Annotated in this window: 23 protein-coding genes and 1 pseudogene; 12 read left to right on the top strand and 12 right to left on the bottom strand. The window is 65.9% G+C overall.

Annotated features, from left to right (window positions below; translation table 11 throughout):
- Nucleotides 1–170: 170 nt before the first annotated feature.
- The gene (locus tag ACIA76_RS38420) at nt 171–1055 is read right to left on the bottom strand and encodes a phytoene desaturase family protein (protein WP_397159541.1); all 885 of its coding nucleotides are present in this window, start codon (nt 1053–1055) and stop codon (nt 171–173) included.
- Between the two features lie 13 nt (nt 1056–1068).
- On the opposite strand from ACIA76_RS38420, the gene ACIA76_RS38415 reads away from it, so the two are divergent.
- Complete coding sequence (locus ACIA76_RS38415) at nt 1069–1428, top strand: hypothetical protein (RefSeq protein ID WP_397159539.1); 360 nt, start codon at nt 1069–1071, stop codon at nt 1426–1428.
- A gap of 190 nt (nt 1429–1618) precedes the next feature.
- On the opposite strand, the gene ACIA76_RS38410 is transcribed toward ACIA76_RS38415, so the two are convergent.
- The gene (locus tag ACIA76_RS38410) at nt 1619–2029 is read right to left on the bottom strand and encodes a phytoene desaturase family protein (RefSeq protein ID WP_397159538.1); all 411 of its coding nucleotides are present in this window, start codon (nt 2027–2029) and stop codon (nt 1619–1621) included.
- A gap of 112 nt (nt 2030–2141) precedes the next feature.
- Here ACIA76_RS38410 and ACIA76_RS38405 point away from each other — a divergent pair, with 112 nt between their 5' ends.
- The 3 genes from ACIA76_RS38405 to ACIA76_RS38395 all read left to right on the top strand — a co-directional run bounded on the left by ACIA76_RS38405 (nt 2142) and on the right by ACIA76_RS38395 (nt 4623).
- The gene (locus ACIA76_RS38405) at nt 2142–2738 is read left to right on the top strand and encodes a TetR/AcrR family transcriptional regulator (RefSeq protein ID WP_397159536.1); all 597 of its coding nucleotides are present in this window, start codon (nt 2142–2144) and stop codon (nt 2736–2738) included.
- A 69-nt stretch (nt 2739–2807) separates the two neighbouring features.
- Nucleotides 2808–3731: a tyrosine recombinase XerC gene (locus ACIA76_RS38400; protein WP_397159553.1), complete on the top strand. Its 924-nt coding sequence runs from the start codon at nt 2808–2810 to the stop codon at nt 3729–3731.
- Nucleotides 3732–4254: 523 nt separating this feature from the next.
- Nucleotides 4255–4623, top strand: a complete 369-nt coding sequence (locus tag ACIA76_RS38395) for a hypothetical protein (RefSeq protein ID WP_397159534.1) — start codon at nt 4255–4257, stop codon at nt 4621–4623.
- A 640-nt stretch (nt 4624–5263) separates the two neighbouring features.
- Here the strand turns inward: ACIA76_RS38395 and ACIA76_RS38390 are convergent.
- Nucleotides 5264–5776 carry a DUF1990 family protein gene (locus ACIA76_RS38390; protein ID WP_397159532.1) on the bottom strand — a complete coding sequence of 171 codons (513 nt, stop codon included), beginning with the start codon at nt 5774–5776 and terminating at the stop codon, nt 5264–5266.
- A gap of 111 nt (nt 5777–5887) precedes the next feature.
- Between ACIA76_RS38390 and ACIA76_RS38385 the strand changes: the two genes are divergently transcribed.
- On the top strand, nt 5888–6649 hold the full coding sequence (locus ACIA76_RS38385) for a siderophore-interacting protein (RefSeq protein ID WP_397159530.1): 762 nt from the start codon (nt 5888–5890) through the stop codon (nt 6647–6649).
- 410 nt (nt 6650–7059) lie between these two features.
- Here the strand turns inward: ACIA76_RS38385 and ACIA76_RS38380 are convergent, their stop codons facing one another.
- Both ACIA76_RS38380 and ACIA76_RS38375 read right to left on the bottom strand, forming a co-directional pair.
- On the bottom strand, nt 7060–7587 hold the full coding sequence (locus ACIA76_RS38380; RefSeq protein WP_397159528.1) for a M23 family metallopeptidase: 528 nt from the start codon (nt 7585–7587) through the stop codon (nt 7060–7062).
- Nucleotides 7588–7710: 123 nt separating this feature from the next.
- Entirely contained in the window at nt 7711–9162 is a 1452-nt protein-coding gene (locus tag ACIA76_RS38375; protein WP_397159526.1) for a cellulase family glycosylhydrolase, read from the bottom strand.
- 304 nt (nt 9163–9466) lie between these two features.
- On the opposite strand from ACIA76_RS38375, the gene rpsB reads away from it, so the two are divergent.
- Both rpsB and tsf read left to right on the top strand, forming a co-directional pair.
- Nucleotides 9467–10360 carry a 30S ribosomal protein S2 gene (gene rpsB / locus ACIA76_RS38370; RefSeq protein WP_397159524.1) on the top strand — a complete coding sequence of 298 codons (894 nt, stop codon included), beginning with the start codon at nt 9467–9469 and terminating at the stop codon, nt 10358–10360.
- Nucleotides 10361–10537: 177 nt separating this feature from the next.
- Nucleotides 10538–11362, top strand: a complete 825-nt coding sequence (gene tsf / locus ACIA76_RS38365; RefSeq protein WP_397159522.1) for a translation elongation factor Ts — start codon at nt 10538–10540, stop codon at nt 11360–11362.
- Nucleotides 11363–11432: 70 nt separating this feature from the next.
- Here the strand turns inward: tsf and ACIA76_RS38360 are convergent, their stop codons facing one another.
- Nucleotides 11433–13565, bottom strand: coding sequence for an ArnT family glycosyltransferase (locus ACIA76_RS38360; RefSeq protein ID WP_397159520.1), 2133 nt, complete (start codon nt 13563–13565; stop codon nt 11433–11435).
- Nucleotides 13566–13791: 226 nt separating this feature from the next.
- On the opposite strand from ACIA76_RS38360, the gene pyrH reads away from it, so the two are divergent.
- The 3 genes from pyrH to ACIA76_RS38345 all read left to right on the top strand — a co-directional run bounded on the left by pyrH (nt 13792) and on the right by ACIA76_RS38345 (nt 16113).
- Nucleotides 13792–14520 carry a UMP kinase gene (gene pyrH, locus ACIA76_RS38355; RefSeq protein WP_397159518.1) on the top strand — a complete coding sequence of 243 codons (729 nt, stop codon included), beginning with the start codon at nt 13792–13794 and terminating at the stop codon, nt 14518–14520.
- 37 nt (nt 14521–14557) lie between these two features.
- Entirely contained in the window at nt 14558–15115 is a 558-nt protein-coding gene (gene frr, locus ACIA76_RS38350) for a ribosome recycling factor (RefSeq protein ID WP_397159516.1), read from the top strand.
- A 74-nt stretch (nt 15116–15189) separates the two neighbouring features.
- Nucleotides 15190–16113, top strand: a complete 924-nt coding sequence (locus ACIA76_RS38345) for a phosphatidate cytidylyltransferase (protein WP_397159551.1) — start codon at nt 15190–15192, stop codon at nt 16111–16113.
- Here ACIA76_RS38345 and ACIA76_RS38340 read toward each other — a convergent pair whose 3' ends face one another.
- Complete coding sequence (locus tag ACIA76_RS38340) at nt 16114–16494, bottom strand: lipopolysaccharide assembly LapA domain-containing protein (RefSeq protein WP_397159514.1); 381 nt, start codon at nt 16492–16494, stop codon at nt 16114–16116.
- A 135-nt stretch (nt 16495–16629) separates the two neighbouring features.
- Here ACIA76_RS38340 and rlmN point away from each other — a divergent pair, with 135 nt between their 5' ends.
- Complete coding sequence (rlmN, locus tag ACIA76_RS38335) at nt 16630–17739, top strand: 23S rRNA (adenine(2503)-C(2))-methyltransferase RlmN (RefSeq protein ID WP_397159512.1); 1110 nt, start codon at nt 16630–16632, stop codon at nt 17737–17739.
- Nucleotides 17740–18439: 700 nt separating this feature from the next.
- Here the strand turns inward: rlmN and ACIA76_RS38330 are convergent.
- Complete coding sequence (locus tag ACIA76_RS38330; RefSeq protein WP_397159549.1) at nt 18440–18910, bottom strand: MmpS family transport accessory protein; 471 nt, start codon at nt 18908–18910, stop codon at nt 18440–18442.
- 110 nt (nt 18911–19020) lie between these two features.
- On the bottom strand, nt 19021–19407 hold the full coding sequence (locus tag ACIA76_RS38325) for a hypothetical protein (RefSeq protein WP_397159510.1): 387 nt from the start codon (nt 19405–19407) through the stop codon (nt 19021–19023).
- Between the two features lie 167 nt (nt 19408–19574).
- Here ACIA76_RS38325 and ACIA76_RS38320 point away from each other — a divergent pair.
- A pseudogene (locus ACIA76_RS38320) lies at nt 19575–20003 on the top strand (23S rRNA (adenine(2503)-C(2))-methyltransferase RlmN); the annotation flags it as partial.
- A gap of 75 nt (nt 20004–20078) precedes the next feature.
- On the opposite strand, the gene ACIA76_RS38315 reads toward ACIA76_RS38320, so the two are convergent.
- The 3 genes from ACIA76_RS38315 to ACIA76_RS38305 all read right to left on the bottom strand — a co-directional run bounded on the left by ACIA76_RS38315 (nt 20079) and on the right by ACIA76_RS38305 (nt 24530).
- Nucleotides 20079–20474, bottom strand: a complete 396-nt coding sequence (locus ACIA76_RS38315; protein WP_397159508.1) for a hypothetical protein — start codon at nt 20472–20474, stop codon at nt 20079–20081.
- Nucleotides 20475–20748: 274 nt separating this feature from the next.
- A complete protein-coding gene (locus ACIA76_RS38310) occupies nt 20749–23925 on the bottom strand; it encodes a helicase HerA domain-containing protein (RefSeq protein ID WP_397159506.1) in 3177 nt (1058 codons plus the stop codon).
- Nucleotides 23922–24530: a hypothetical protein gene (locus tag ACIA76_RS38305; RefSeq protein WP_397159504.1), complete on the bottom strand. Its 609-nt coding sequence runs from the start codon at nt 24528–24530 to the stop codon at nt 23922–23924. Before ACIA76_RS38305 ends, ACIA76_RS38310 begins: the two co-directional genes overlap by 4 nt.
- Nucleotides 24531–24534: the final 4 nt, after the last annotated feature.

The following is a 24534-nucleotide window of genomic DNA, read 5'->3' as shown; positions in this document are numbered from 1 at the left end:
CACAAACACGACATGATCACGCGGTGGCCGCCCTGCTACCAGCAGCCCCGTCCACCAGCGCTGCCGTCACCAACGAAGTCCGGCTGGAGTACTAGTTGTTGAGGGTCAGGATGTTGTTGACGCTCGAGTTGGTCGATACGGGGATCGGTTCCCGGCTGGCGTAACCAATGTCATGGCCTCATGCAGCTAGCGGGCCTTCGGCCAGTTGGTTCGTCGGAGCGGTCGTGCGCGTGCCCGAGCGCTGTGCCAGAAGAGATTTCGTGGTCGAAGGTCGCGGTGGTGTGTGGGGTCGGGAGTGGCGCGGGGGAACGTCGGGTTCGGGTCGCGACTGCTTTGGCGGCGGATAGTGGATCCCAGTCGGCGGTGGATGTGGATTGGTCGTGGGCGTCGCCTAGTACTGTGCCGGAACGGATTTCGCGGTCCAGGTCGCGGTTGAGGGCCGCTGCGGCGGCGTGTAGGCCGGAGAGCATTGCGCCCTCGACAGCGGGGCCCCAGGCGAGGGAGGCGCCGCAGAGGTACAGGCCCTCGATTTCGGTGCGGCCTCCGGGGCGTAGGGGGCTGAATTGGGTGATGGACAGTTCCAGTCCGTAGGGAGTGCCGTCGGTGGAACGGGTGTAGCGGTGGTGGGTCAGTGGGGTGGCGGCCTCGCGCCAGACGATGTGCTTCTCGATGCCCGGAATGACCTCGGCGACACGCTGAATCATGATGTTGGTGAAGGCTTCTTTGCGGCGCACGTATTCGGGATCGGTGCGGTAGCTGTCGTCCCCGGGCTCCGGCCAGGCGCGCAGGCCGCAGAATTCGGGGTCGGAGGACAGCAGCGTCATGACCTCGAGTACCGAGCATCCGGCGGGCGCGCCGCGCGGGTTGTCCGGATCCTTGATGGTGGTCACGCTGACGTAGGCGGGTAGACGTCCGCGGGCCTGTTCGAGGCGTTCGTCGATCGTCCGGCCGTGCCTGTTCTCGGCCAGATCCTCGAACAGTGACGTGACGTCCTCGGAGGTCGGCGCCGAGTAGAAGTTGGTGTTGGGGATGCGCTCGCTCAGGTCGATGTCCACGCCGAGATAGCAGTTGGAAGAACGGCTGCGACATCCGGAACCGCTTCACCCGCAGGGTCGTCAGGCCGCGCAGATGTTCGCGGCCGACCAACTCCAGGTAGGTCTTCTTGATATCGGCATTGGAGACCACGACCGGCGCACGCAGTCGGGTGCCGTCGGCCAATTCGACACCGGTGACCCGCTTGTTCTCGACCCGGATGCGCCGGACCGTGGCACGGGTGCGGATCTGCCCACCGTCCGCGACGACCACCTCGCCGAGCCGTGCCGAGTGCACCTGGCCGCCGCCCTTGGGGAACCAGGCGCCGTCGCTGAGGAAGTTCTGCAGCATGACGCGTGCACCATCACCGGCGTCCGATGCGGCGGACTGGCATAGGTGCCGTACTGGACCGCGAGCGCCACCTTCAAGCGCGGGCTCAGCCCGTGTGCGTTCAGCAGATGCGTCAGCGGCCGCATCGCCCACAGTGCGGCGGTACCGGCCTCGACCAGGAAGCGGGCATTGCCGAAAAGCGAAGCGGGCGTGCGGGAATGGTCGATGCTGCCGCCGATGCGGCGCAGAATGCCGACTACCTGCGGATCCGGCGTTCCTCCTCGGGAAAGGCCTCGATGAGGTTGGCCTGGTAGTTGTCCCAGCCAACCGGGATCTTCAGGGTCGGATCGGGAAAGACGATGGTGTCGAACCCGTCGCGATCCAGCGGCAGGAATTCGATCCTCTTGTCCAGGCCCACACCGCGCAGAATGCGGGGGATCTGCCCGGCGGGCCCACAGTCGCCCAGATAGTGCACGCCCACGTCGAACTCCCATTTGCCCGCGCGGCGGAATACACGGGTGCTGCCGCCGATCACGTCATAGGACTCGAGGACCAGGGTGCGTTTACCGCCAGCGGCGAGATATACGGCGGCGACCATGCTACCCATCCCGGAGCCGTCCACGATGGCGTCGAAATCGTTCGAGGTCCGGGTATCGGATGTGCTCACGGTGGTACTCATTTCTGGCAAAGTTGACGTAACTTGAAGTAACACTCGTTTGCACGCTAGTAGCACGATCGTTCTACCGCAACGGGTGACCGACCGAGGGAAGGAGTGCGAGATGACCGCTCGGCCGCGCGATCGGCTCATCGCGGGCGCGATCGACCTCATTCGCCGTAAGGGCGTCGCCGGGACCGGGATGACCGAGCTCGTCGAACGCAGCAGGACAGCGCGTCGGTCGATCTATCAGAACTTCCCCGGCGGCAAACAGGAGTTGGTCGAGGAGGCCGCACGCACTGCGGGGAAAGTGGTCACGGAGGCGATCTCGGCCGTCGACGATCGGGAGGGCTCGCTCGCTCGACTGGGCGCCTTCATGCAGATGTGGCGAGACATCCTGGTGGCCTCCGATTTTCAGGCGGGCTGCCCGGTCGTGGCCGCCGCTCTCGGCGGCGCGGAGGTGCCGACCGCCCCCGCGATCGCCGCCGAAACCTTCGCCGACTGGCAGCGGGAGATCACCGTCCAACTCGAGGCCGAGGGCCTCGACCCCGCCACCGCGGAAGCCACGGCCACGCTGGGTATCGCCGCGATCGAGGGCGGCGTTGTTCTGGCTATCGCGAGCCGCTCGCTGCTTCCGCTCGACCAGGTCACCGATCAACTCGGTGTCCTGCTGACCCATCAGCTCGCACGGTCGGTGAATACCCGGTCGGGCGCAACGTGATGGGATGAACCAGGATTCGTTCGGCGCGGGGACTTGCCTGGGTGTGGCTGGTCGGTGACCGTGGAGGGTATGGACGAGTTGCCCGAGGACCTGGTGGCGCTGCTGGAGGAGTACGGGCGGCATCTGCGGCTCGGGCGGAATCGATCGGCGCATACCGTGCGCGCCTATCTCGGCGATGCCCGGTCGCTGCTGCTGCATCTGTATGCGCGGGCGGCGGATTCCGGGGTGGGGGAGATCGATGTCGCGCTGCTGAGATCGTGGCTGGCCAAGCAGTCCGCGAGTGGTGTGGCGCGCACGACGATGGCGCGGCGGGCTTCCGCGGCCCGGACCTTCACCGCATGGCTCACCCGCACCGGGCGGCTCGCGGTGGATCCCGGCTCGCGGCTGGGATCGGCTCGGGCACATCGCACACTGCCCGCGGTGCTGGGACGTGAGCAGGCGCGCGAGGCCATGGCGGCGGCGGAATCCGGTGCAGCCCAGCATGATCCGATGGCGTTGCGGGATCGGCTGATCGTGGAGATGTTGTACGCCACCGGAATTCGGGTGAGTGAGCTGTGCGGACTGGATATCGACGATGTCGATCGGGAGCGGCGGCAGGTGCGGGTGCTGGGTAAGGGCAACAAGGAACGGTCGGTGCCGTTCGGGATTCCCGCCGACCAGTCCCTGGAGATGTGGCTGCGCTATGGTCGCCCGCTGCTGGTGAACCCCGAATCGGGACGGGCGCTACTGCTGGGCCGACGAGGCCGCCGGCTGGATCAGCGGCAGGCCAGAACGGTGGTGCACGAGGTGATTTCGGCGATTCCGGGCGCTCCCGATATGGGCCCGCACGGCCTGCGGCACACCGCCGCCACCCATCTGCTCGAAGGCGGCGCGGACCTGCGCATCGTGCAGGAGATCCTCGGCCATGCCAGCATGGCCACGACTCAGCTCTACACCCACGTGTCGATCGAACGGCTCAAGAAGGCCCACGAGCAGGCGCATCCCCGCGCCTGAACCGCCTACGTCGATCCCAGCTGGCCCGCGCGGAGCAAGGGTCCGGCTGCCGTATGTTCCGGTTGAAGTCGATGCTGTGGAAATGGGTCGAGCTTGCGCCTGAACTACTCGCGCTGGTCGTCGGTCGGTCTGTGTGAAGCGGGGGTGCGGCTGTCGTGTGTTCCGGTTGGAGCCGATGCGCTCGGAAATGGGTCGAGCCCGCATCTGAACTGCTCGTGCCGATCGTCGGTCGGTCTGCGTGCAGCGAGCGTGCGGCCGCCATCTGTTCCGGTTGGAGCCGATGCTGCGGAGATGAGTCGAGCTCGCGCCTGAACTGCTCGCGCCGATCCTCGGTCGGTCCGCGCGGAGCGGGGTCCGGCTGCTGTATGTTCCGGCTGGAGTCGACGCGCCTGAACCGCCCGGGGCGATCCTTGCGGTCGGTCCGCATGGAGCGAGCGTTCGGCCGCTACGTCTCAGGGCAGCCGGAAACCGATACCGCGGAAATGAGTCGCCCTTGTGCCGTTCGGCACGTACCGTCTTGATCATGACCGAGCTGACGGAATCGCTTCCGCTGCGTGCGCGGCTGCGCGCCGCGCTGTCTGTCGCCATGAAGAGGCGGGACCGTGTGGCCGCTGCTGCACTGCGTTCCGCGCTGGGAGCGATCGATAACGCCGAGGCCGTCGACGCCGCCGAGGTCAACGCCGGTGCGATCGAGACCAGTGCTGTCGGCCTGGGCGTGGCCGAGGCCCGCCGCCGTGAGCTCACCGAATCCGATATCGAGCGGATCGTCCGCGCCGAGGCGGACGAAAGGGTCACGGTCGCAAAGGAATACGATTCACTGGGCCGTGCGGACCGGGCCGACCAGCTGCGCGCCGAGGCCGCGGCTCTGATCGCTCACCTGTCGGCGAACTGACGGGCTGCCGCGCGGACGGTCGTTCATCCGGATAAGTCGGAAACGAAGCCCGCGTTGGCGCGTCCGCTCGTCGGATCCTGATGTCGTCGATCGTATGGTCGGCCGTGCGCTGTGGATCCGAGAGATCCCTCTCGGCGGTGACGATCGTCTGGCTGATCTGCTGAATCGTCGCCTGCAGTACTCCTTTGTCCCCCATGCGGTTTCACTCGCATCGCGCGAGTCGATGCCGCGGTGTCGGTGGTAGATCATGCCCTGCAAGGGATTTCGTTCGGGCCGCATCGTCCAACGTCCGGAGGGTCTCCACATGGATGACCGCGGCCGGATTGCCGAACTTCTGGAGGTCTTCGCGTGGACCGATTTGTGGCTGGGGCGTTGGATTTCCGGAGGTCTCCGTGCGGACCGATTTGCGGCTGGGGCGTTGGACTTCCGGAGGTCTCCGTGCGGACCGATCCGTGGCCGGATCGTCGAACTTCCCGAGATGTCCGCGCGGACCGATCCACGGTCGGATTGTCGAACTCCCGGAGGCGTCCGCCCAGACGACTCGTGGCCGGACCGGGTAATGGCATCCGCGACGGAAACTGGAGCCGTTCGTCCTGGCGGTTCGGCCGCCGGGCACGGTTCATACCTTCCCGGCCGTGCCTCAGGTGGGGCGGATCGTGGCGATGTACCTCCTCGCGAACCAGTGTTGGATCAGGCGGACCACCGGGCCGCCTAAGCGGGTGTACCAGGTGCCGGGGCGGGAGAAGGCGGCCACCACGCCGTGGACCGAATCGTCGGAGGGGTCGTATTCGACCAGGAACAGCTCCTCGCCGATCTCCGGATGGCCGGGGAGGGTGCCGTAGGCGAAGCCGCGGCGGTCGGGTTCGTCCACGACGTAGACGATGCGGCAGGGTGCGGTGACGCCCAACGGGCCGAGGGCGAGTCGCACCGTCAGGTGGGTGCCCGGGGCGGCGGTGGGCGTGTCGGCGCCGCGAAAGATGCCGGTGCCCTGCTGCATTCGGTATGTCAGGATCTGCGTGGCGGCCGATTCGAACAGGGCGCGGCCGGTGCCGAGACGTCGGCGCACGCGGAAATGGTGGTAGCCGGGCGGGAATTGATGAGCGGTGGCGCCGACTTCTGCATAGGAGAAGGGCGACTCCGGCTGTTCGGACATGGCTCCATCCTGCTGCGTTCGGAGATGCGAAGTAACTGGATATATCCCGAGCTATCGTCGATACTTCTTGCTAGGATCGCTTAGGTAACCCTAATTGTGGAGGTGTTTTCCTTGGCTCGCACCCGACACAGCTTTGTGGTCCGTGGCACCGAACGCCTGAGCGATCATCTGATCCGGGTCCGGCTGGGCGGCCCCGGTTTCGCGGCCTTCCAGCCCAACGGTTTCACCGATGCCTACGTCAAGCTGCTGTTTCCCGAGTCCGGCGGTGAGGTGACGCGCACCTATACGGTCCGCTCGATCGATGCCGAGGCCGAGGAGATCGCGATCGACTTCGTCTACCACGGCGACGAGGGCGTCGCCGGGCCGTGGGCCGCCGGCGCACGCCCGGGCGACACGATCGACCTGTTCGGTCCGGGCGGCGCCTATGCCCCCAGCTCCGAGGCCGACTGGCATCTGCTCGCCGGTGACGAGTCGGCACTGCCCGCCATCGCCGCCGCCTGTGCCGCCCTGCCTGCGGATGCCGTCGGCCGGGTCTTCGTCGAGATCGCCGGTCCCGCGGACGAATTGACCGTTGAGCGTCCCGCTGGCGTGGAGCTCAGCTGGATCCATCGCGGCGCCGGCGCGCAGGGAGAGGCGCTGGCCGCCGCGGTGCGCGCTGAGCCCTGGCGCGACGGGCGGGTGCACGTCTTCATCCACGGCGAGGCGCAGGCGGTGATGCACGAGCTGCGTCCCTACATCCGCAAGGAGCGCGGGGTCCCGGCGGAATTCGCCTCCATCTCCGGCTACTGGCGCCGCGGCCGCACGGAAGAGGGCTTCCGCGATTGGAAGCGCGATCTCGCCGAGCGCGAATCCGTCGGCTCCGCCGCCCGCTGACCCACGCCGATAGTCGGCCGGCCACGCCCACGGCTTGTCGGCGAGAGCCTCGATTCCGCAATCACGGCAGGGCCTCGCGGGCCGCTCGGCTGATCCGTGAGAGTCGTTGGCCCACAGCAGAAAACGATGGGGGCCCGCCGACTGCTCGGGTGATTCGTGAGAGTCGTCGGCCCGAAGCGGAAATCGGTAGGGCCCCACTGGCTGCTGTGGCGATACGCGAGAGTGTTCGGTTCGTAGCGGAGAGCGGTAGGGGCTCGCTGGCGGCTCGGGTGACTCGTGAGAATGGTTGGTCCACAACGGAAAGTAACAGGGTCCCACCGGCCGGTCGGGTGATTCGCGAGAGTCGTTGGGCCGCAGTGGGAATCCGATCGACGTCGCCGAATGGTGGATGGGTACAAGGGTGTCGGATGTCATCGGTTCGAATCCAATCGTGGTCGGGTGAGTGAGTTCTCCAGTGGTTTGAGTCGCAGTGGGGCGGTGTGGAGGAGGCCGAGCGGGTCGAGGTAGTCGTGGTCGCGGCGTAGCCCCCAGTGCAGGCAGACGTCGGGGCAGGACGGGTGGCCGGGCTCGAGGGTGCCCACCACCTCGCCGCGCAGGACCCGGCGGCCCGCGAGGACGGTCGCGCGCACCGGTTCGTAGGTGGTGCGCAGGCCGCCGGGATGGTCGATGGAGACGACCGGTTTACCGGCCACCTCGGCGGCGAAGGCCGCGATACCGTCGCCCGCGGCGAGTACGGATTGGCCTGCGGCGCCGCCGAGATCGACGCCGCGATGGCCCGGCAGCCAGTCGTGGGCGGGTTTGTCGAATCGGCGCAGCACCGGCGGGCGGGGATGCAGCGGCCAATCGAATCGGCCGACCGGTGCGGCCTCCGCCGCGGGGGCGGGCAGCACGATCGGAAGGGCGAGCCAGGTCAGCAGGATGAGGATGGGCCAGCGCATACCGTCAGCCTGCTCGTGCGGGGAGCTCGCGGGTATGGCGTCTTCGGCGAGTGTGGATAACTCGACGGTTGTGAACAGAGTGTGTTCACGTTCCGTCTCTCGATATCACCCACCGAGAGGCCGTCACCCGCGCGCTGTGACCGTCACCTCCACGACCTGCGCATCGGCCGCCGCCGCGATGGTGATCACCCGGCTGCCGGATGCCGATGTGACTCGTCCGCCCCGCACGTCGACGGTGTATCCGTGGGGATAGTGCAGGTCCGAGGTGATGATTTCGGTTGGGGCGGCACGCTTTTCGGGGCGATAGCGATAGTGGGTCTCGCCCGTCTTCGCGTCGAAGGTCAGCGACAGTGGGGTTCCGGCGGTGGCGCGAGGATAGGTGCGCACCAGTTGTCGGCCCAGGTCGCCGGTGAACGGGTCCGGATGGGCCGTGGGGCCGTCGATGCTGTTGTAATGCCACCACATCCAGCCGACGAGGTGGCGGTCGGCCCGGTCGAGGGTGCGGGCGGCGGTATCGGCTCGGGCGTCGCCGCCGAATTCGGTGACCAGGGCGGGGATTCCGGTGCGCGCGGCGACGGCCTCGTAGTTGGACCAGGTGCGATCGTGCTGCACATCGCACAGGCCGATCAGCTCGGGCGGCAGGCCGAGATAGATCGCCGCCTCGTTGAACGTGCAGTAGTCGTGGAAGGAGAACACGATCGACGGATCGGTGAGGGCGGGGGTGAGCGGCGGTTCAGCGATATGGGTCGGAATCGTCTCGTTCCACAGCACATTCGGCTCCCACAGCACCGTCGCCGCCGGATCACCCTCGCGGATGCGGCGCGTCAGCCGTTCGTGCACGCCTTGATACTGCGCGTCGAACTTGGGGCAGCCCAACGGAATACAGGTGGGATAGGCCACCCCCGGCCACGGCTCGTTGAGCACCTCGTAGCCGAGTACCGCGGGATTGCCGCGCAGTCGGGCGGCCAGCGCCGACAGGGCGTCGCCGAGCCGATCGGTCACGCCCCCGGAGTTGTTCCAGAAGTTCGTCCAGGCCAGATTCAGCGACAGCATCGTCGCGCTGTTCAGCGGCCAGCCCGGATTCGGTTCGCCCGGAAAGGGTTTCGGGTCGACGGCCCAGGCCGGGAAGCCGTTGCTGCCGAAGACGGCGCTCATCGAATCCTGATGATCGTCCAATAGCACATGAATGCCCGCCCGTCCGAGCGCGTCCACCGTCCGCGCCAGGCGCTCGATGTAATCGTGGTCTATATGCCCGCGCTCGGGCATGAGTCCGGCGAATTCGACGCCGAGCCGGACCGCGGTGAAGCCGTGCCTCGCGAGCAGCTCCGCATCGCGGGCGGTCACCGTGAGGCCATCGCCGGGCGTCACATAGGGCGCGTCCTTGTCGACGTTGTTCACCCCGTGCAGCAGCACCACCCGTCCGTATTCGTCGACGAACGACGAGCCCCGGACGGTCAGGCGGGAGATCGGCGCCGGATCGGCCGATGCGGGTTCGGTCACGGTCGTTCCGAACGCGAGTGCGACGGTCGCGGCCACGACGGCGGCCCAGCGAACGCCCGGAGTCAGTGCGCGCATTCCTCCACGGTGGGGCATGGGTGCGGAGGCTGACATATCTTCTGGACGATTGACCAACTATTGCCGGTGTGAATAGGGGTTGAACCGGGAGCGACCACCCCGTTTAGGTTCCGGCGGCCCTGGCCCGTAAACTGGTCCCGCGGTCCGCTCATCACCGGATCGACTTCGCGCGCCCGCAACTGTGGGTCGTCGGCTGGTCCCGATCGTTTCGAGCTAGTGCCGAATCGGGTCCGACTTCCCCGGGCGCCAGGGCAGGAATCGCCGATTCCTGCGTCAACCAGCAACGAAAGGTTGTTACGGAGCCATGGCTGTCGTAACTATGAAGCAGCTGCTCGACAGCGGCGCGCATTTCGGTCATCAGACCCGCCGGTGGAACCCGAAGATGAAGCGGTTCATCTTCACCGACCGCAACGGCATCTACATCATCGATCTGCAGCAGACGCTGACCTACATCGATAAGGCCTACGAGTTCGTCAAGGAGACCGTGGCCCACGGTGGCACGGTGCTCTTCGTCGGCACCAAGAAGCAGGCGCAGGAGGCCATCGCGGCCGAGGCGACCCGCGTCGGCATGCCGTATGTCAACCAGCGTTGGCTGGGTGGCATGCTCACCAACTTCTCGACCGTCCACAAGCGGCTGCAGCGCCTGAAGGAGCTGGAGTCGATGGAGCAGACCGGCGGTTTCGAGGGTCGCACCAAGAAGGAAATCCTCATGCTCACGCGTGAGAAGAACAAGCTGGAGCGCACCCTCGGCGGTATCCGCGATATGGCCAAGGTGCCCTCGGCCATCTGGGTGGTCGACACCAACAAGGAGCACATCGCCGTCGGCGAGGCCCGCAAGCTGAACATCCCGGTCGTCGCGATCCTCGACACCAACTGCGATCCGGACCTGGTCGACTACCCGATCCCGGGTAACGACGACGCCATCCGCTCGGCCGCGCTGCTGACCAAGGTCGTGGCCTCCGCCGTGGCTGAGGGCGTGCAGGCCCGTGCCGCGCGTGCGACCGGCGATGCCAAGCCCGAGGCCGGCGCCGGCGAGCCGCTCGCCGAGTGGGAGCAGGAGCTGCTCGCTCAGGCCAGCCCGAACGCCGAGGCGCCCGCCGAGGTCGTCGAGGCTGTCGAGGTGCCCGCCGAGGCTGTCGAGGTGCCCGCCGAGGTCGTCGCGGCGCCCGCCGAGGAGCCGGCCGCGGCCGAGAGCTGAGCAGTGTCCGATGGCGGCAGCGGGGCCTACGTGGTTACGCAAGCTGCCGCCTTCGGCCCTGACGCTGCTACCGCAGCCCGCGGACGTTTGTTCACTGTGCCGGCCCTTCCTGTTCGGAAGCGGTCGGCATGGTGGTGCTAGAGACCTAGAGACCAACATTCGAGGAGGCTCGCCAGGATGGCGAACTACACTGCCGCCGACGTGAAGCGGCTTCGCGAGCTCACCGGCTCCGGCATGATGGATTGCAAGAAGGCGCTGGAGGAGACCGACGGCGACTTCGACAAGGCCGTCGAGATCCTGCGCATCAAGGGCGCCAAGGACGTCGGCAAGCGCGCCGAGCGTGCGACCGCCGAGGGTCTGGTCGCCGCATCGGACGGCGTCATGTTCGAGATCAACTCCGAGACCGACTTCGTCGCCAAGAACGACGAGTTCCAGAACCTCGCCGGCGATATCGCCGAGGCCGCGGCCAAGGCCCGCCCGGCGGATCTGGACGCGCTGAAGGCGGTCGACGTCAACGGCAAGACCGCCGAGCAGGCCGTGCAGGAGCTGGCCGCTCGTATCGGCGAGAAGCTGGAACTGCGTCGCGTCGTGTCCTTCACCGGCCCGGTCGCGACCTACCTGCACAAGCGGTCCTCGGACCTGCCGCCGGCCGTCGGCGTGCTGGTCGAGTACCAGGGTGAGGGCGATAAGGCGGCCGAGGTCGCCCGCGCCGCCGCCATGCAGATCGCCGCGCTGAAGGCCCGTTACGTCACCCGTGACGAGGTCCCGGCCGACGTGGTCGAGAAGGAGCGCACCATCGCCGAGGCGACCGCCCGCGAAGAGGGCAAGCCGGAGGCCGCGCTGCCGAAGATCGTCGAGGGTCGCGTCAACGGCTTCTACAAGGACGTCGTCCTGCTGGAGCAGTCGTCGGTCACCGACAGCAAGAAGACCGTCAAGCAGCTGCTGGACGAGGCCGGTGTGACCGTGTCCCGCTTCGCTCGCTTCGAGGTCGGCCAGGCCTGATCGGCGCCTGATACATCGGAAGGGCCCCGCACACGAATTCATTGTGTGCGGGGCCCTTTCGCATATTCCGCTACCCGGTGTAGCCGGACAGCTTGTACACCGTGGCATTGCCGACCTGCTGCGGTGTGAACGTGGCCGTCACCCAGTTGGTGATGTCCGCGTGCTGGTTTCGGCCCCAGCCGCCGCCGGTACCGGGGAAGGCGCCCGGGTCCGTGCCCTTGCCGGGGGTAGCGCCCTGGCCGGTGCTGTTGCCGGGGGTAGCGCCCTGGCCGGTGCTGTTGCCGGGGGTAGCGCCTTGACCAGTGCCGTTGCCGCGCGCCGTGCCGCCGCCACCGTGCTGATCGCCGCCCCGGCCGGTGCCGGATGCGGTCGCTCCCGCGCCGCCGCCGCGACCGCCGCTCTCGACGATGTAGTACCCGACCTTGCCCGCCTTCACATCCTGTTGGAACTGCGCCAGTGTCGGGGTCGGATCGCTGCCGGAGAATCCGCCGATCGCCATGACCGCCTTATCGCTCTGCAGCTCCAGCCCGGCCGCCGCGGAGGAACCGTTGATGGCCGCCGCCCAGGTCGAATCGGTTGCCGAGAGCATCGCCGCCAGTTGCGGATTGGACTGTGTCTGGCCGAATCCGCCGAGGCCGCCGCGGTTTCCGGCCTGTGCCGGTCCCACCGTGGGACCGCCGCCCGAATGCGCGGTGCCGATAGTGGTGACCGTGTAGGCCGCCGCACCCGAGAGGCTGGCGAGCATCCCGATCGTCACCATCGCCGCGGCCACCCGTCGATCGATCCGGCCGTGCCACGGCAGCGCCAGCGCGATCGCCACGACGATCGTCACCACCAGAATCGCCCAGCGCAATTCGGGATGCCAACCGCTGTTGCGGTGCAGCAGCACGAAGCTCCACACGCCGGTGGTCGCCACCAGCGCCGCCATGCCGAGGCGGCCGAAGATGGTGTGCCGCTTGGTCCACATCTCCCAGACGCCGATCGCGAACATGCCGGCGACCGCCGGTGCGATCGACAGGCAGTAGTACGGGTGCACCATGCCGTTCATATAGCTCAGCACGCCGCCGTCGACGACGATCCAGCCGCCGAAGACGATCGCCGCCGCCCGCATCATGTCGGTGCGCGGCGCGCGTCCCCGCGATACCAGCACCAGCACCATCGCCAGCAGCGCGGCGGGCAGCAACCAGCCGATCTCATAACCGAATTCGCCGCTGAACAGCCGCTCGACGCCCCGGACCTGACCGCCGAACCCGCCGAACCCACCGCCGTGGCCGCCCGCGGGCATCGGCGTGGCGGCCGCAGGCGCGGCGGGCGTGGCGGCGTGCGGTGCCCCGCCGCCATGATTGCGGCCGAGCACACGCGCGAATCCGTTGTAGCCCAACACCAGATTCATGAAGTTGTTATCCGTCGAACCCGCCAGATAGGGCCTGCTGGAAGCGGGCCACAGCAGCGTCACGAACACGTACCAGCCGCTGGCGGCGAGCATGGCGACCAGCGCCCCGAACAGCTGGATGATCCTGGTGCGGATCGGGTTCGGCGCGGCGATCAGATAGGCCAGCCCCAGCGCGGGCAGCACCATCAGACCCTCGAGCATCTTCGCCAGGAACGCGAAACCCAGCGCCGCCCCGGCCAGCAGGATCCATTTCGTCGACGCCCGTTCGAGCGCCCGCACGGTCGCATAGGCGCCCGCCATCATCAGCAGGACCATGACCGCGTCCGGATTGTTGAATCGGAACATCAACGCCGCCACCGGGGTCAGCGCCAGCGCACCACCGGCCAGCAGCGCCGCGTTGTGGTTGCCGGTGATCCGCCGGACCGCGCCGTAGAGCAGCGCGACCGCGGCCACCGCCATCAGCGCCTGCGGGATCAGCATGCTCGCGCTGGAGAATCCGAAGATCCGGCCGGACAGGCCCATCACCCACTGCGACACCGGTGGCTTGTCGACGGTGATGAAGTTCCCGGTATCCAGCGATCCGAAGAGCAGGGCCTCCCAGCTCTTCGAACCCGCCCACGCCGCACCGGCGTAGAACTGGTTACCCATCCCGTTGATGGTGATGTTCCATAGATACATCACGGCCGTGGCGGTCAGCAGCGCGATCAGGCCGACGCGTTCGGCGATCCGGCCGCTACGATCGGCGGTCGGAGACGTCGCGGGCAGCGGCGGAATCGTGGGAGTGTCGACAAGTGATGTAGTCACGACCATAATTCAGCCCGACCTACTCCAGAGAATCCTGTGAGCGCGCGGTGAGCTTGCCGGGACAGTTGCGGACGGATCGAGCTCGAGGCGTCGATTCGGCGGGGGCCGGGTAACGGTTCGCGCCGGTCGTAGGGCAGGATGGACAGAGCTTTGTCACCGTCTCGTGTCCGTCTCGACACCGGATGGTCTTTTCGCATGTGTGTAGCCAGGCTGCCGAAGAGAATGGAGACCGATGTCGGACCCGGAACCGGCCCGTAAGGGCTATCGCCGAGTACTTCTCAAACTGGGTGGGGAGATGTTCGGTGGCGGCAAGGTCGGACTCGACCCGGACGTGGTGCAGACGGTCGCCGAGCAGATCGCCGATGTGGTCTCGACTGGTGTCCAGGTGGCGGTGGTCAACGGCGGCGGCAACTTCTTCCGCGGCGCCGAACTCGAGGAGCGCGGCCTCGACCGCGCCCGCTCGGACTACATGGGCATGCTCGGCACCGTGATGAACAGCCTTGCGCTGCAGGACTTTCTGCAGAAGCAGGGCGTGGACACCCGGGTGCAGACGGCGATCACGATGGGCCAGGTGGCCGAGCCGTACATCCCGCTGCGTGCCAAGCGTCATCTGGAGAAGGGCCGCGTGGTGATCTTCGGAGCGGGTATGGGCATGCCGTACTTCTCCACCGACACCACCGCCGCGCAGCGCGCGCTGGAGATCGGCGCCGAGGTCGTGCTCATGGCCAAGGCGGTGGACGGGGTGTACACCGCGGATCCCAAGCTCGATCCGGATGCCGAGATGTTCTCCGAGATCACGCACAAGGAGTGTCTCGAGCGGGGGCTCAAGGTCGCCGATGCCACCGCGTTCAGCCTCTGTATGGACAACCAGATGCCGATTCTGGTGTTCAATCTGTTGACGAAGGGAAATATCGCCCGCGCAGTGGCCGGCGAGAAGATCGGCACACTGGTTCGGTCCTGAACGGGCCGAACATGATGACGCTGTGGAGGAAACGGTCGTGATTGAAGAAGCTCTCTTCGACGCCGAGGAGAAGATGGAGAAGGCCGTCTCGGTGGCGAAGGACGACCTCGGTTCGATTCGAACCGGTCGCGCCAATCCGAGCATGTTCAACCGGATCGTCGTCGACTATTACGGCTCGCCGACGCCGGTCACCCAGATGTCGGGCATTACGGTGCCCGAACCGCGCATGGTCGTCATCAAGCCCTATGAGCAGGGTCAGCTGCAGGCTATCGAGACCGCGATCCGCAATTCGGATCTGGGCGTCAATCCCACCAACGACGGCAACATCATTCGCGTGATGATCCCGCAGCTGACCGAGGAGCGTCGTCGCGAGCTCGTCAAGCAGGCCAAGGGCAAGGGCGAGGATGCGAAGATCGCCATTCGCAACGTGCGTCGCAAGGTGATGGAGGAGCTGAGCCGCATCCAGAAGGACGGCGAGGCCGGCGAGGACGAAGTGGGCCGCGCCGAAAAGGAATTGGACAAGACGACCCACAAGTACGTCGGCCAGATCGACGAGTTGGTCAAGCACAAGGAATCCGAACTGCTCGAGGTCTAGGCCCGGCCGGCGCGCGCCGATCCGGGGTGACCGCTCGTGGGGGACGAAATGGATGACAAGTGAGCGACGGGACAATCGTGGCCGAACAAACCGCGGCCGGTGACACGGTGTCGGCCGGCGACGTGAACGGTGCACCCGCCGAGGAGGCACCCGAACCGCAGGCGCAGCCGAGCGGTAAGTCTTCGCGGGCCGGTCGCAACCTACCCGCGGCCCTGGCCGTGGGGTTCGCGCTGGGACTGTCGCTCATCGCGATCCTGTTGTTCGCGCCGAAGATTCTGATCGGTGTGATCGCGGTGGCCATCGCCGTCGCCACCTGGGAGGTGGCCAAGCGGCTGCGCGAGGCCGGTGTGCTGGTGCCGCGCATTCCGTTGATCGTGGGCGGGCAGGCGATCATTTGGCTGTCCTGGCCGTATGGGACCCAGGGCGTGGTGGGGGCGTTCGGGGCCACGGCACTGCTGTGCATGGCGTGGCGACTGTTCGATCATGGGCTCGGCGCGCAGCCGCGAAACTTCCTGCGCGACACGGCGATCACGGTGTTCGTCTTGTCCTGGATCCCGCTGCTGGCCTCGTTCGCGACGCTACTGCTGCTCGAGGACAAGGGCAATCTGCGGGTCCTGACGTTCATGATCCTGGTCGTCTGCTCGGATGTCGGCGGTTATGTGGCGGGGGTGCTGTTCGGCAGGCATCCGATGGTTCCGGCGATCAGTCCGAAGAAGTCGTGGGAGGGTTTCGTCGGGTCGCTGGTGTTCTGCGTGATCGGCGGTCTGCTCACGGTGACGCTGCTGCTGCAGGCGAATTCGATGATCGGCGTGCTGCTGGGCGTTGCCGTCGTGCTCGTCGCAACCTGCGGGGACCTCATCGAATCCCAGGTCAAGCGCGAACTCGGCATCAAGGATATGGGCACGCTGCTGCCCGGCCACGGCGGCATCATGGACCGCCTGGACTCGATGCTGCCCTCCGCGCTGGTCTCCTGGCTGGTGTTCACCGCGCTGCTGTAATCAGCCCTTCCGGGCCGCCCGGCGCAGCTGCAGGATGCGCCAGCCGCCGACCAGCGCCATCACCAGTGCGCCCGCGATCACCGACAGCAGGATGGTGACGCCCAGCGGCTGGGTGAAGTCCCAGAAGAACAGATGGGTCTGGACCTGATCGGAGTTCTGCAGGATGAAGATCAGCAGGACGATGCCGAGGATCGCGGCCGCGACCAGGGCGGTCCAGGTGTATCCGGCGCGGGTGCGCAGGGGACGGCTGTGTTTGGCGGGCGCCTTGGTCTGGGTCGGAGACGCCGGGACGGGTGCGCCTGTGGGGGCCGGAGGGATGGGGTCGCCGCTCGCGCGCGATACCGGATCCGGGCCCGGGGTCGGAACTGCGTCGCTGGTCATATCCCGATCATTCCCGATAGCTATGGCCAGTACACGTCTATCGCCCCATCGATCCGTGGCATGTCGTGCGATGTGACCGGGATATCGCCGCCCTCGCGCCTGGCGGCCGCGAACGGATGGGACACTGGAGAGGTTATGACGACCCCCCTGCCCCTCGTATTCGATGCCCCGCGCCGCGGCATGCCGCCGCGACACCTCGCCGACCTCGACGCGGAGGAGCGGCGCAAGGTGGTCGAGGAGCTGGGTCTGCCCAAGTTCCGCGCCGACCAGATCGCCCGGCAGTACTACGGCCGCCTGCAGGCGGATCCGGAACAGATGACCGACCTGCCCGCGCCCCTGCGCGCCAAGGTGGCCGAGGCCCTGTTCCCCCCGCTGCTGTCGGAGGTACGGCACGTGGTGTGCGACGAGGGCACCACCCGCAAGTCGCTGTGGCGGGCGGGTGACGGCACGCTGCTGGAGAGCGTGCTGATGCGCTATCCGGACCGCAACACCCTGTGCATCTCGAGCCAGGCGGGCTGCGGCATGGCATGCCCGTTCTGCGCGACCGGCCAGGGCGGACTGAACCGCAACCTCTCCACCGCCGAAATCGTCGACCAGGTCCGCGCCGCGGCCGCCGCCCTCCGCGACGGCGAGGTCGCCGGTGGCCCCGGTCGCCTGTCCAACATCGTCTTCATGGGCATGGGTGAGCCGTTGGCGAACTATAAGCGGGTGGTGAATGCGGTGCGCCGCATCACTTCTCCGGCTCCGGACGGTTTGGGTATCTCTCAGCGCAACGTCGTCGTGTCGACAGTCGGTTTGGCTCCGGCGATTCGTAAGCTGGCCGATGAGGATCTGTCGGTGACTTTGGCTGTGTCGTTGCATACTCCGGATGACGAACTGCGGGATACGTTGGTGCCGGTGAACAGCCGGTGGTCGGTAGCCGAAGTGCTCGATGCTGCAAGGTATTACGCGGATAAGTCCGGTCGTCGGGTGTCGATCGAGTACGCGTTGATTCGCGATATCAACGATCAGCCGTGGCGTGCGGATATGTTGGGTCAGAAGTTGCACAAGGCGCTTGGTTCGCGGGTGCACGTGAACCTGATTCCGTTGAATCCGACTCCGGGTTCGAAGTGGGACGCGTCGCCGAAACCTGTTGAGCGAGAGTTCGTTCGGCGGGTGGAGGCCCAGGGCGTGCCGTGCACGGTGCGTGACACTCGTGGCCAGGAGATCGCGGCGGCGTGTGGGCAGCTGGCGGCCGAAGGCTGAGCCACCGCCATCAGGTCGATTCGTCGGTACTCGATTCCAACAGAGAGTCCAGCGAACTGTATGTAATCAGCGGAATCCTGGTCTTTCCGAGTGGGGATCTCTCGTTTCTATTGTCATCGATCAATCAGGGCCGGGTGGGTGTGGATGACGCTGCCCTGTCGGTGGTGGGCGATACGCTGCTGGGACGAAGCGGAGGGAGGCGCGGCGGTTCGCCGAGCGCATTCGAGGACAGGACGGATCATGTATTCGTTTGACCGGATGGGATGTGAACGTGTCGCATTGGCAAAGGCTTTCGGCGACTCGGGCGATGGCCGCGTCGTTGAGTTGCCGATTGCCGGTCGACGGTTGATTGATGCCGTCGCCCACGGGATCCGAGCCTCATCGACTGGCATGACCAATGGATTCTGCTGCGTCGCAGATACGATCGGTTGGAGGCGGAACGAGATGAAAAGGACGAGGAGATCGTCGCCCTGAACGCCGAGCTGCTGGATCTCTACAGGAAGGTGCGCTCGTAGGCTCGGGCCGAATGCCGGTGCGCTGCAGCAGCGTCCGTGCAGTTGACCAGCTGCGGCCAGCTCTGGTCCTTTTCTTGTAAGGGTCGGCGATTCGTGGGAGTGTCGGCGGCAACAGGACCGCCACGGCATGGCAGCCTCGTCGGCACGGGTGACCGTGTCGTTTGGGGGTTATGATTGCGGTGCTGTCATCTCGACACCGACGCAGAGCAGTCCACGACCGCGTACTGCCCGGTTGAGGTCTTCTCGTCAGCTACGGCTCCATCGACGGTAATCCGGCAGGTGACGGAGGTTCCGTTGGTTTGTGCGCCGAGTCCTGCGATGGGGTAGGTGGAGGTGTTGTCGACCGTCATCGACCATGGCGCGGGGACGTCTGTGTCTTGCTGCTCTGCGGACAGCGCGTCGAAGTAGGTGACCGAGGACAGGCTGCCGTTGGACACCACTTCGTAGACGATGGTCTTGCCGGGCCCGGTCGACGGGTCCGCGGTCAGTGGCGGGATCGTGGTGCGTGTCGCGATGCCCGTTGCAGGCGCGGGGCTGTTGTGTGCCTGCAGTTCTGCGCGGGCGTCTGCCGCGCTGAGGTTGCTGCTGGTGCCGGTGACGGCCTTCGCCGCCTCGTGGCCGGCGGTGGAGACGAGGATGGCGCAGCTGCTGAACATCACCACGATGACGGCGATCAGGATCCATGGCCATATGTGACGCTTCCGCGGTTGCCCGGGGTACTGACCGGGCCGGGGATATTGGCCGGGCCGCGGGGCCTGAGGTGCAGTCATGACTGTTCGCCCGCCCTCTGTGCATCCCGAATTTCGGCCAGAGTGTTGATTCGACGCTGCAGATAACGAGTATGCGATCCGAACCACGAGGTTGCCCAGAACCATGTCACGAAAGGTGAGACGCGCACGGTCGACCCGAGGAGAATATGGGCTTGGTTAAGACGCTTGGCTGTTCGGGACAGACCGACGAGCCCGTAGATCGGGATGAGCTGCGACCACCATCTGGTCCACGTGGTGCGCTCGTTGTTGGTCATCCCGGCTAGTTCCTTGCCGATCCGGTCATACCAGACTAGGTAGTAAACGCCGAGTGTGATAGCGGTGAGCCACCACACCGTCCAGGCGCCTTGCCGTCGAGGGTGCGGGAACGGCTGTGGTGCCGTCATCGATTTCTCATTCCGCTGATGTAGACGCAAGATATGCATCTGCGCGATTGCAGCCGGACGAACGGGCTGGTAACTGCCTATCGCGGGCAGACATGGCTTGTTACCGGGTGTCCAGGACCCCTGGCGTGTCCTGACCGGACGTGCCGCGAACAGCCACCTCGGCCGATAAGCCGGCCGACGAAGACCTCTCGGTCACCCTCGCTGTCTCTCTGCACACCCCTGACGACGAACTGCGCGACACTTTGGTCCTGGTGAACAACCGCTGGCCGATCGCGGAGGTCCTCGATGCCGCCCGCTACTACGCCGACAAGTCCCGCCGCCGTGTCTCCATCGAGTACGCGCTGATCCGCGACATCAACGACCAGCCATGGCGCGCGGACATGCTCGGCCAAAAGCTGCACAAGGCGCTGGGCGAGTGCATGTCGACCTGATCCCGCTGAACCCAACCCCAGGCAGCAAATGGGACGCCAGGCCCCAAACCTGTTGAGGCCGAATTCGTTCGCCGCGTCAATGCCCGGGGCGTCCCCTGCACCGTCCGCGACACCCGCAGCCAAGAAATCGCCGCCGCCTGCGGACAACTCGCCGCCGAAGGGTAGTTACAGTCGAACCGGCGTGTTCGGCGGTCTGAGGCGAACACGCCGGTGCTTGATCGCCATCCTCGGTACAGCGCTCTACGCTCGCAGATCTCCGAGGGGTCGGTTGATGCGTTCGACTACCCAGTTCTCCCAACCATTGATCTGGTTGCCGACGCATTCTCTCAGCGCAGGTGAGGGCGCTGCGAACCTGAGGCCATTGTCGAGTTCTATGAACCCGTCGGAGGCCACCGTGGCGTGGAAGGTGCGTTGTTTTCGCGGTTGGTGGTGAACCAACCGGTCACCGGGATTGAGCTTTCCTTCGCTGATCAGCGGTGTGAGCATGCCAGTTGTCCCCGATGGTGAGCCTGCGGCCTTGTCTGGCAGCAGAATTCTGCGCAGTACATCGTTCGGCGTTGTCTCTACGAACGGTTCGGCTGCGTCAGCGAGGTACGCGAAGACATCATCGTCGACATCGATCTTCCGCAAAGCCATCTTCCACTCCTAAACTCTAGACTCGGATGATCAGAGTTTAGGAGTGTGTTGACTGAACGTCAAGCCCGTCGCTGTCGAGGAGCGGCCTGCCGGTGTGCGACAACTCCGCCAGGGACGAGCGAAATGCCTGGAGCACATCCAAACACTGCTTCCATCCGTGTGTTCGACCATGCCTGGAGTGGAGAAGGGGTGTCGGCAGCGAGGTCGAAGTAATCGCGGTGTCTCCGACGTTCACGGCGGGCAGCATGTCTGGGATGTGCGTCCAGACGAGGATTCACTGAGGCTCGGGGCGGGCGCGGTCGAGAACTTCCTCCTCGGTGAGTGCGCTGGAAGGGTGGTAGCTGAGGCACATGGGGGTCGTGATCTTGCTGAAGCCGGCACCTTCGGTTGCGCCGTAGAACCTGCCTGCGGGTAGGCGCGAGATGTCGTCGACTCGACCGCCTTTTGCTCGGGCCAATTCCTGGGCAGCCTGGATCTGCGCAGAGGCATTCAGTCTGCCGAAGAGTTGGGTTGCGGCATTGCCGGTAACCATGTTGTGCAGTGCTTTCGGCGCTTGGGTTGCGTACACGAGGCCGAGGCCGTACTTGCGGGCCTGGGTCGCGAGCTTGAGGGTGCTCTCCGTGGACGCTGTTGTACCGCGTGACGGGGCGAAGGTCTGTGCCTCATCGAGAACGAGCAGGCCGCCGAGCGGTTTGTCACCGGCGGGATTTCGCTTGATCCAGGCGAACAGCGCCAATTCGAGCTGATTGACGAAGGTCTGGCGTTGTTCGTCGGTGGGCAGCCCGATACAGCTGATCACCGAGATCCTGGCGCGTTTACCTGCGGTCGGAGTGAGCAGCTCGCCGGGGTCGAGGCGGGCGCCGACACCGCCGAACACGGGATCGTTGATCATGGCCGCGTGGAGTTCGTCGGCCATGTCTGCTGCCAGGTTGGCACCATTGCGGACAGTGCTCACCCCTTCGGGCAGATTGCCGAGCAATGCGACGAAAGCGTTGAGGTCTGAACCACCGTACCTGGCGAAAGAGGTCAGCGCCTGGGTCAGCACCGCGGTGCCTGTTCGCAGTTTTCGCGCGGTCAGGCCAGTGCGGGAGATCAGGCCGGCGACTGAGGCGTCGATAGAGGTTCGGAACTCGTCAGGATCATCGAGCACTCCGCCGAAGTCTGGGAGCGGGTTCAGTGCGAGCGGGCGGCCCGCTTCCCGCCGGGGCGTCCAGATGATCACCTCGGTGTCGGCGAAGTAGCGGTCGGCGCGGGCGGGGTCGTTGTTCCCCCAACCGTCCGGCATCGACGGCCACCGGTCGCCCAGCCGGGACAAGTCATTGTTGGTATCGATCAGAATGGATGAAACGCCATGAATCGCAACCTCTTCGACCAGGCGACGGAGCAGGACGGTCTTACCTGATCCGCTGCCCGCGAACACCGCGGTGTGCTTCCTCAGCAGTATCAACGGAATCTGGAAGCTGAGCCCGGTCTCGACGTTGCGCCCGAGCACGATCGACGGTTCGTCACGATCGGTGGAGGGCGCGGCGGATGCCGACGCCGTTGTGGAGGCGACGGTGGATCGCTCACCCTCGACTGCGGTAAACCGTTCTGCCCCAACGTCGATCAGTTGTTCTTCGCTCGCATTCGATGCTTCCGTCTCACCGGTAGAAAGCGATTCCGGCGCAACGACTCCGGCCCGATCGTCAGCGAACACTCGGCTGAACAACTGCGATCCGCTTGCCGGTCGCCGAACCGCCAGCCAGCCGAGAAATTCCGGCGCACCTTCGCTGAGCATCGTGCGCAACGCCGAGAAGGTTCGTAGATCCTCGGCTGATATCGGTAGCGCGATTCCTTGTGAGACTTCGAATTCGGCGACAGCCGCAGTCGTTACCGGACCGGTCGAGAAGGGTGCGTTGCGCAGAATGACGAGGTGCCTCTTCCTGGCCCCCGGATGGATCCCGGCCTCTAGGCAGGCCGAACGCATCCGGGTCAGTACGGCTCGGTGGTGGCTGTGGGCGATGGCACGGAAGCTCCAGTGTTCCTCATCCTCATTGGCCTCGTCGAGCGTCCGGCGTAGCCGGGCGTGCAGGGCGGGCTGGACGATCGTCGCCGGGTCGACTGTCAGTTCCTGCTCGCCTCGCCGCTCGAGCACGTAGCAGTGCAGCGCGGCGTTCAGCAGCGAGAACATCAGGGTGTCTTCGTGTCTGGGATCCATCGGTTCGATCACGTCCGCGGCGGAGCGCAGGTCGGTGAACCGCTTGTCCAGGGTTGTCAATTCAGCAGGGGCTGGTACTGCAGGGGTTGGTGCCGGCTGGTCGGATGTACCGAAATGGGCGAGCTCGCTGACCGTGTTCTCGGCCAGACACCGGCTTGCGTGCATCTCCACCAGTTGGAGCAGCCGACGTGGCGTGAAGTTGGGTACATCCGGATCGTCGAATGCTTTCGGCAGTACCGGCCATGTCGGGTACGGCGGCTCGAAACCCACCTCCCCGTAGAGGCTTCCGAGATGTCGTTCGACGATCGCGGAGGCCAGTGCCGCGGAAGGCATGGCGGTCGAGAGTCCAAGAACCTTGAAGCGGTCTTCGACTGAGTTCGTCGCACGCGTCGCGATCAGATCCCACGATTGCGGGAGGCATGCGGCGACTATCAGTGTGCGGACGGTTTCCTCACGCATCTGCATGAGACCATCGGCGAGCTGGCTCGCCAGGTTGTTCTCGTCGTCCTCGCCGGACTCGGCTATTACGGTGTCGACTTGGTCGAGTGCCAGCACGACGGGCCCGGTCAGCGCGAACAACCGGATCATGTGTTGGAATATCAACTGTGGCGCGTCGTTGCGACGACGGAATCCCCAAGCGGTGCGGTCTGATTCGTCGATGCCATCGGCAAGGGCGAGGAAGCTGTACCCGACCTCCCGCAGTTCCCGCTTGGCTTGGTAGAGCACCAATGCGCGCAGTGTGTCCTTGCACTGCAACGCTACTTGCTCGTCGAGTGCTTCGATCCGCTCGATGAATTCGTCGAGTTCTGGCCTGCGAACGGCGATCATGCCGTGCAGTCGCATTCGCAGCTCTTTCCCGCAGCCCGCGATGTCGGCGAGGGTGTTGAGCATCCGGCCGAGTTGCCCGCCGTCGGGAGCGAGCAACTGGTTGACGACACCGTGTACCGCACCGGCCCAAAATGACTGACCCACAATCAATTTGGGCATGAAGAACGAGCCACCCTGCTGCTGAACATAGTGCCGGAGCCAGCCGAGCATATGTGTCTTACCGACACCGCGCTCGCCGCTGAGCACCAGCCCACGCGGTGTGCTGTCAGGCCGACGTTCGGCAGCCTGTACTGCGCGGACGATCTCGTCCACCGCCACCGGATGCAGGCCGTCGACATGGTAGTTCAGTGGGCTCCACACTTGATCGGCGCTGAGCACGCTGCTGAACTGGATCGATGCGAGCGCGTGGTGATGTTCCTCGTTCACTGTGCGGCCTCGATGGTAAGCACATGTCGTGGCGTGCCACCCAGTACCACCGCCGCTTCCCGGTCCAGGTCTGTCAGGGTCTTCTGGTCTGCCTCGGCGCGTACATGTACGTCGCCGCGGCGGGCGAGCACCGCGAGGGCCCGGTCGACATCTTTGCGAGGTATGGCATCCAACCGTTCGCGCAGTACCGAAAGTCGCAGCGGCATGCCGATTTTGCGCGTCAGCTCCGCATAGGCTGCCTCCACCTGGCTCGCCACATCCGGCCGGAAAATGTCGGCGAGTGTCTGTCCGGAATCGTCGAGATGGCGCCGCAGACCGCCTAGCACGGAGTACAGCGCTCCGCCGGCGTAACCGGATCGAGCGGGGCGCGGGTGGGTCAACTCTTCGGCGCACCACACTGCCCCGCGGTCGGTGAGCTCGTGCACGAACGCGCGATTCACCATCGTGCTGCTGACCAGATCGAGAGCATTGAGGTGCCTGCGGTACTTGCCGTCAAGCTTGATGCCCGCGACCGCGTGTAGTTCGGCATTGGTGAGCTCACGCGCCTCGGCCATCAGGACGAGCAAGACACAACGTTCACTCGAGGTCAACCGGTCATCGAACATGTCA

It is taken from the genome of Nocardia sp. NPDC051570 (assembly GCF_044454005.1).
In the GTDB taxonomy this organism is placed as follows: Bacteria; Actinomycetota; Actinomycetes; order Mycobacteriales; family Mycobacteriaceae; genus Nocardia.
Note: the sequence above shows the minus strand (reverse complement) of the source record. Positions and strands in the feature narration are given on the sequence as shown.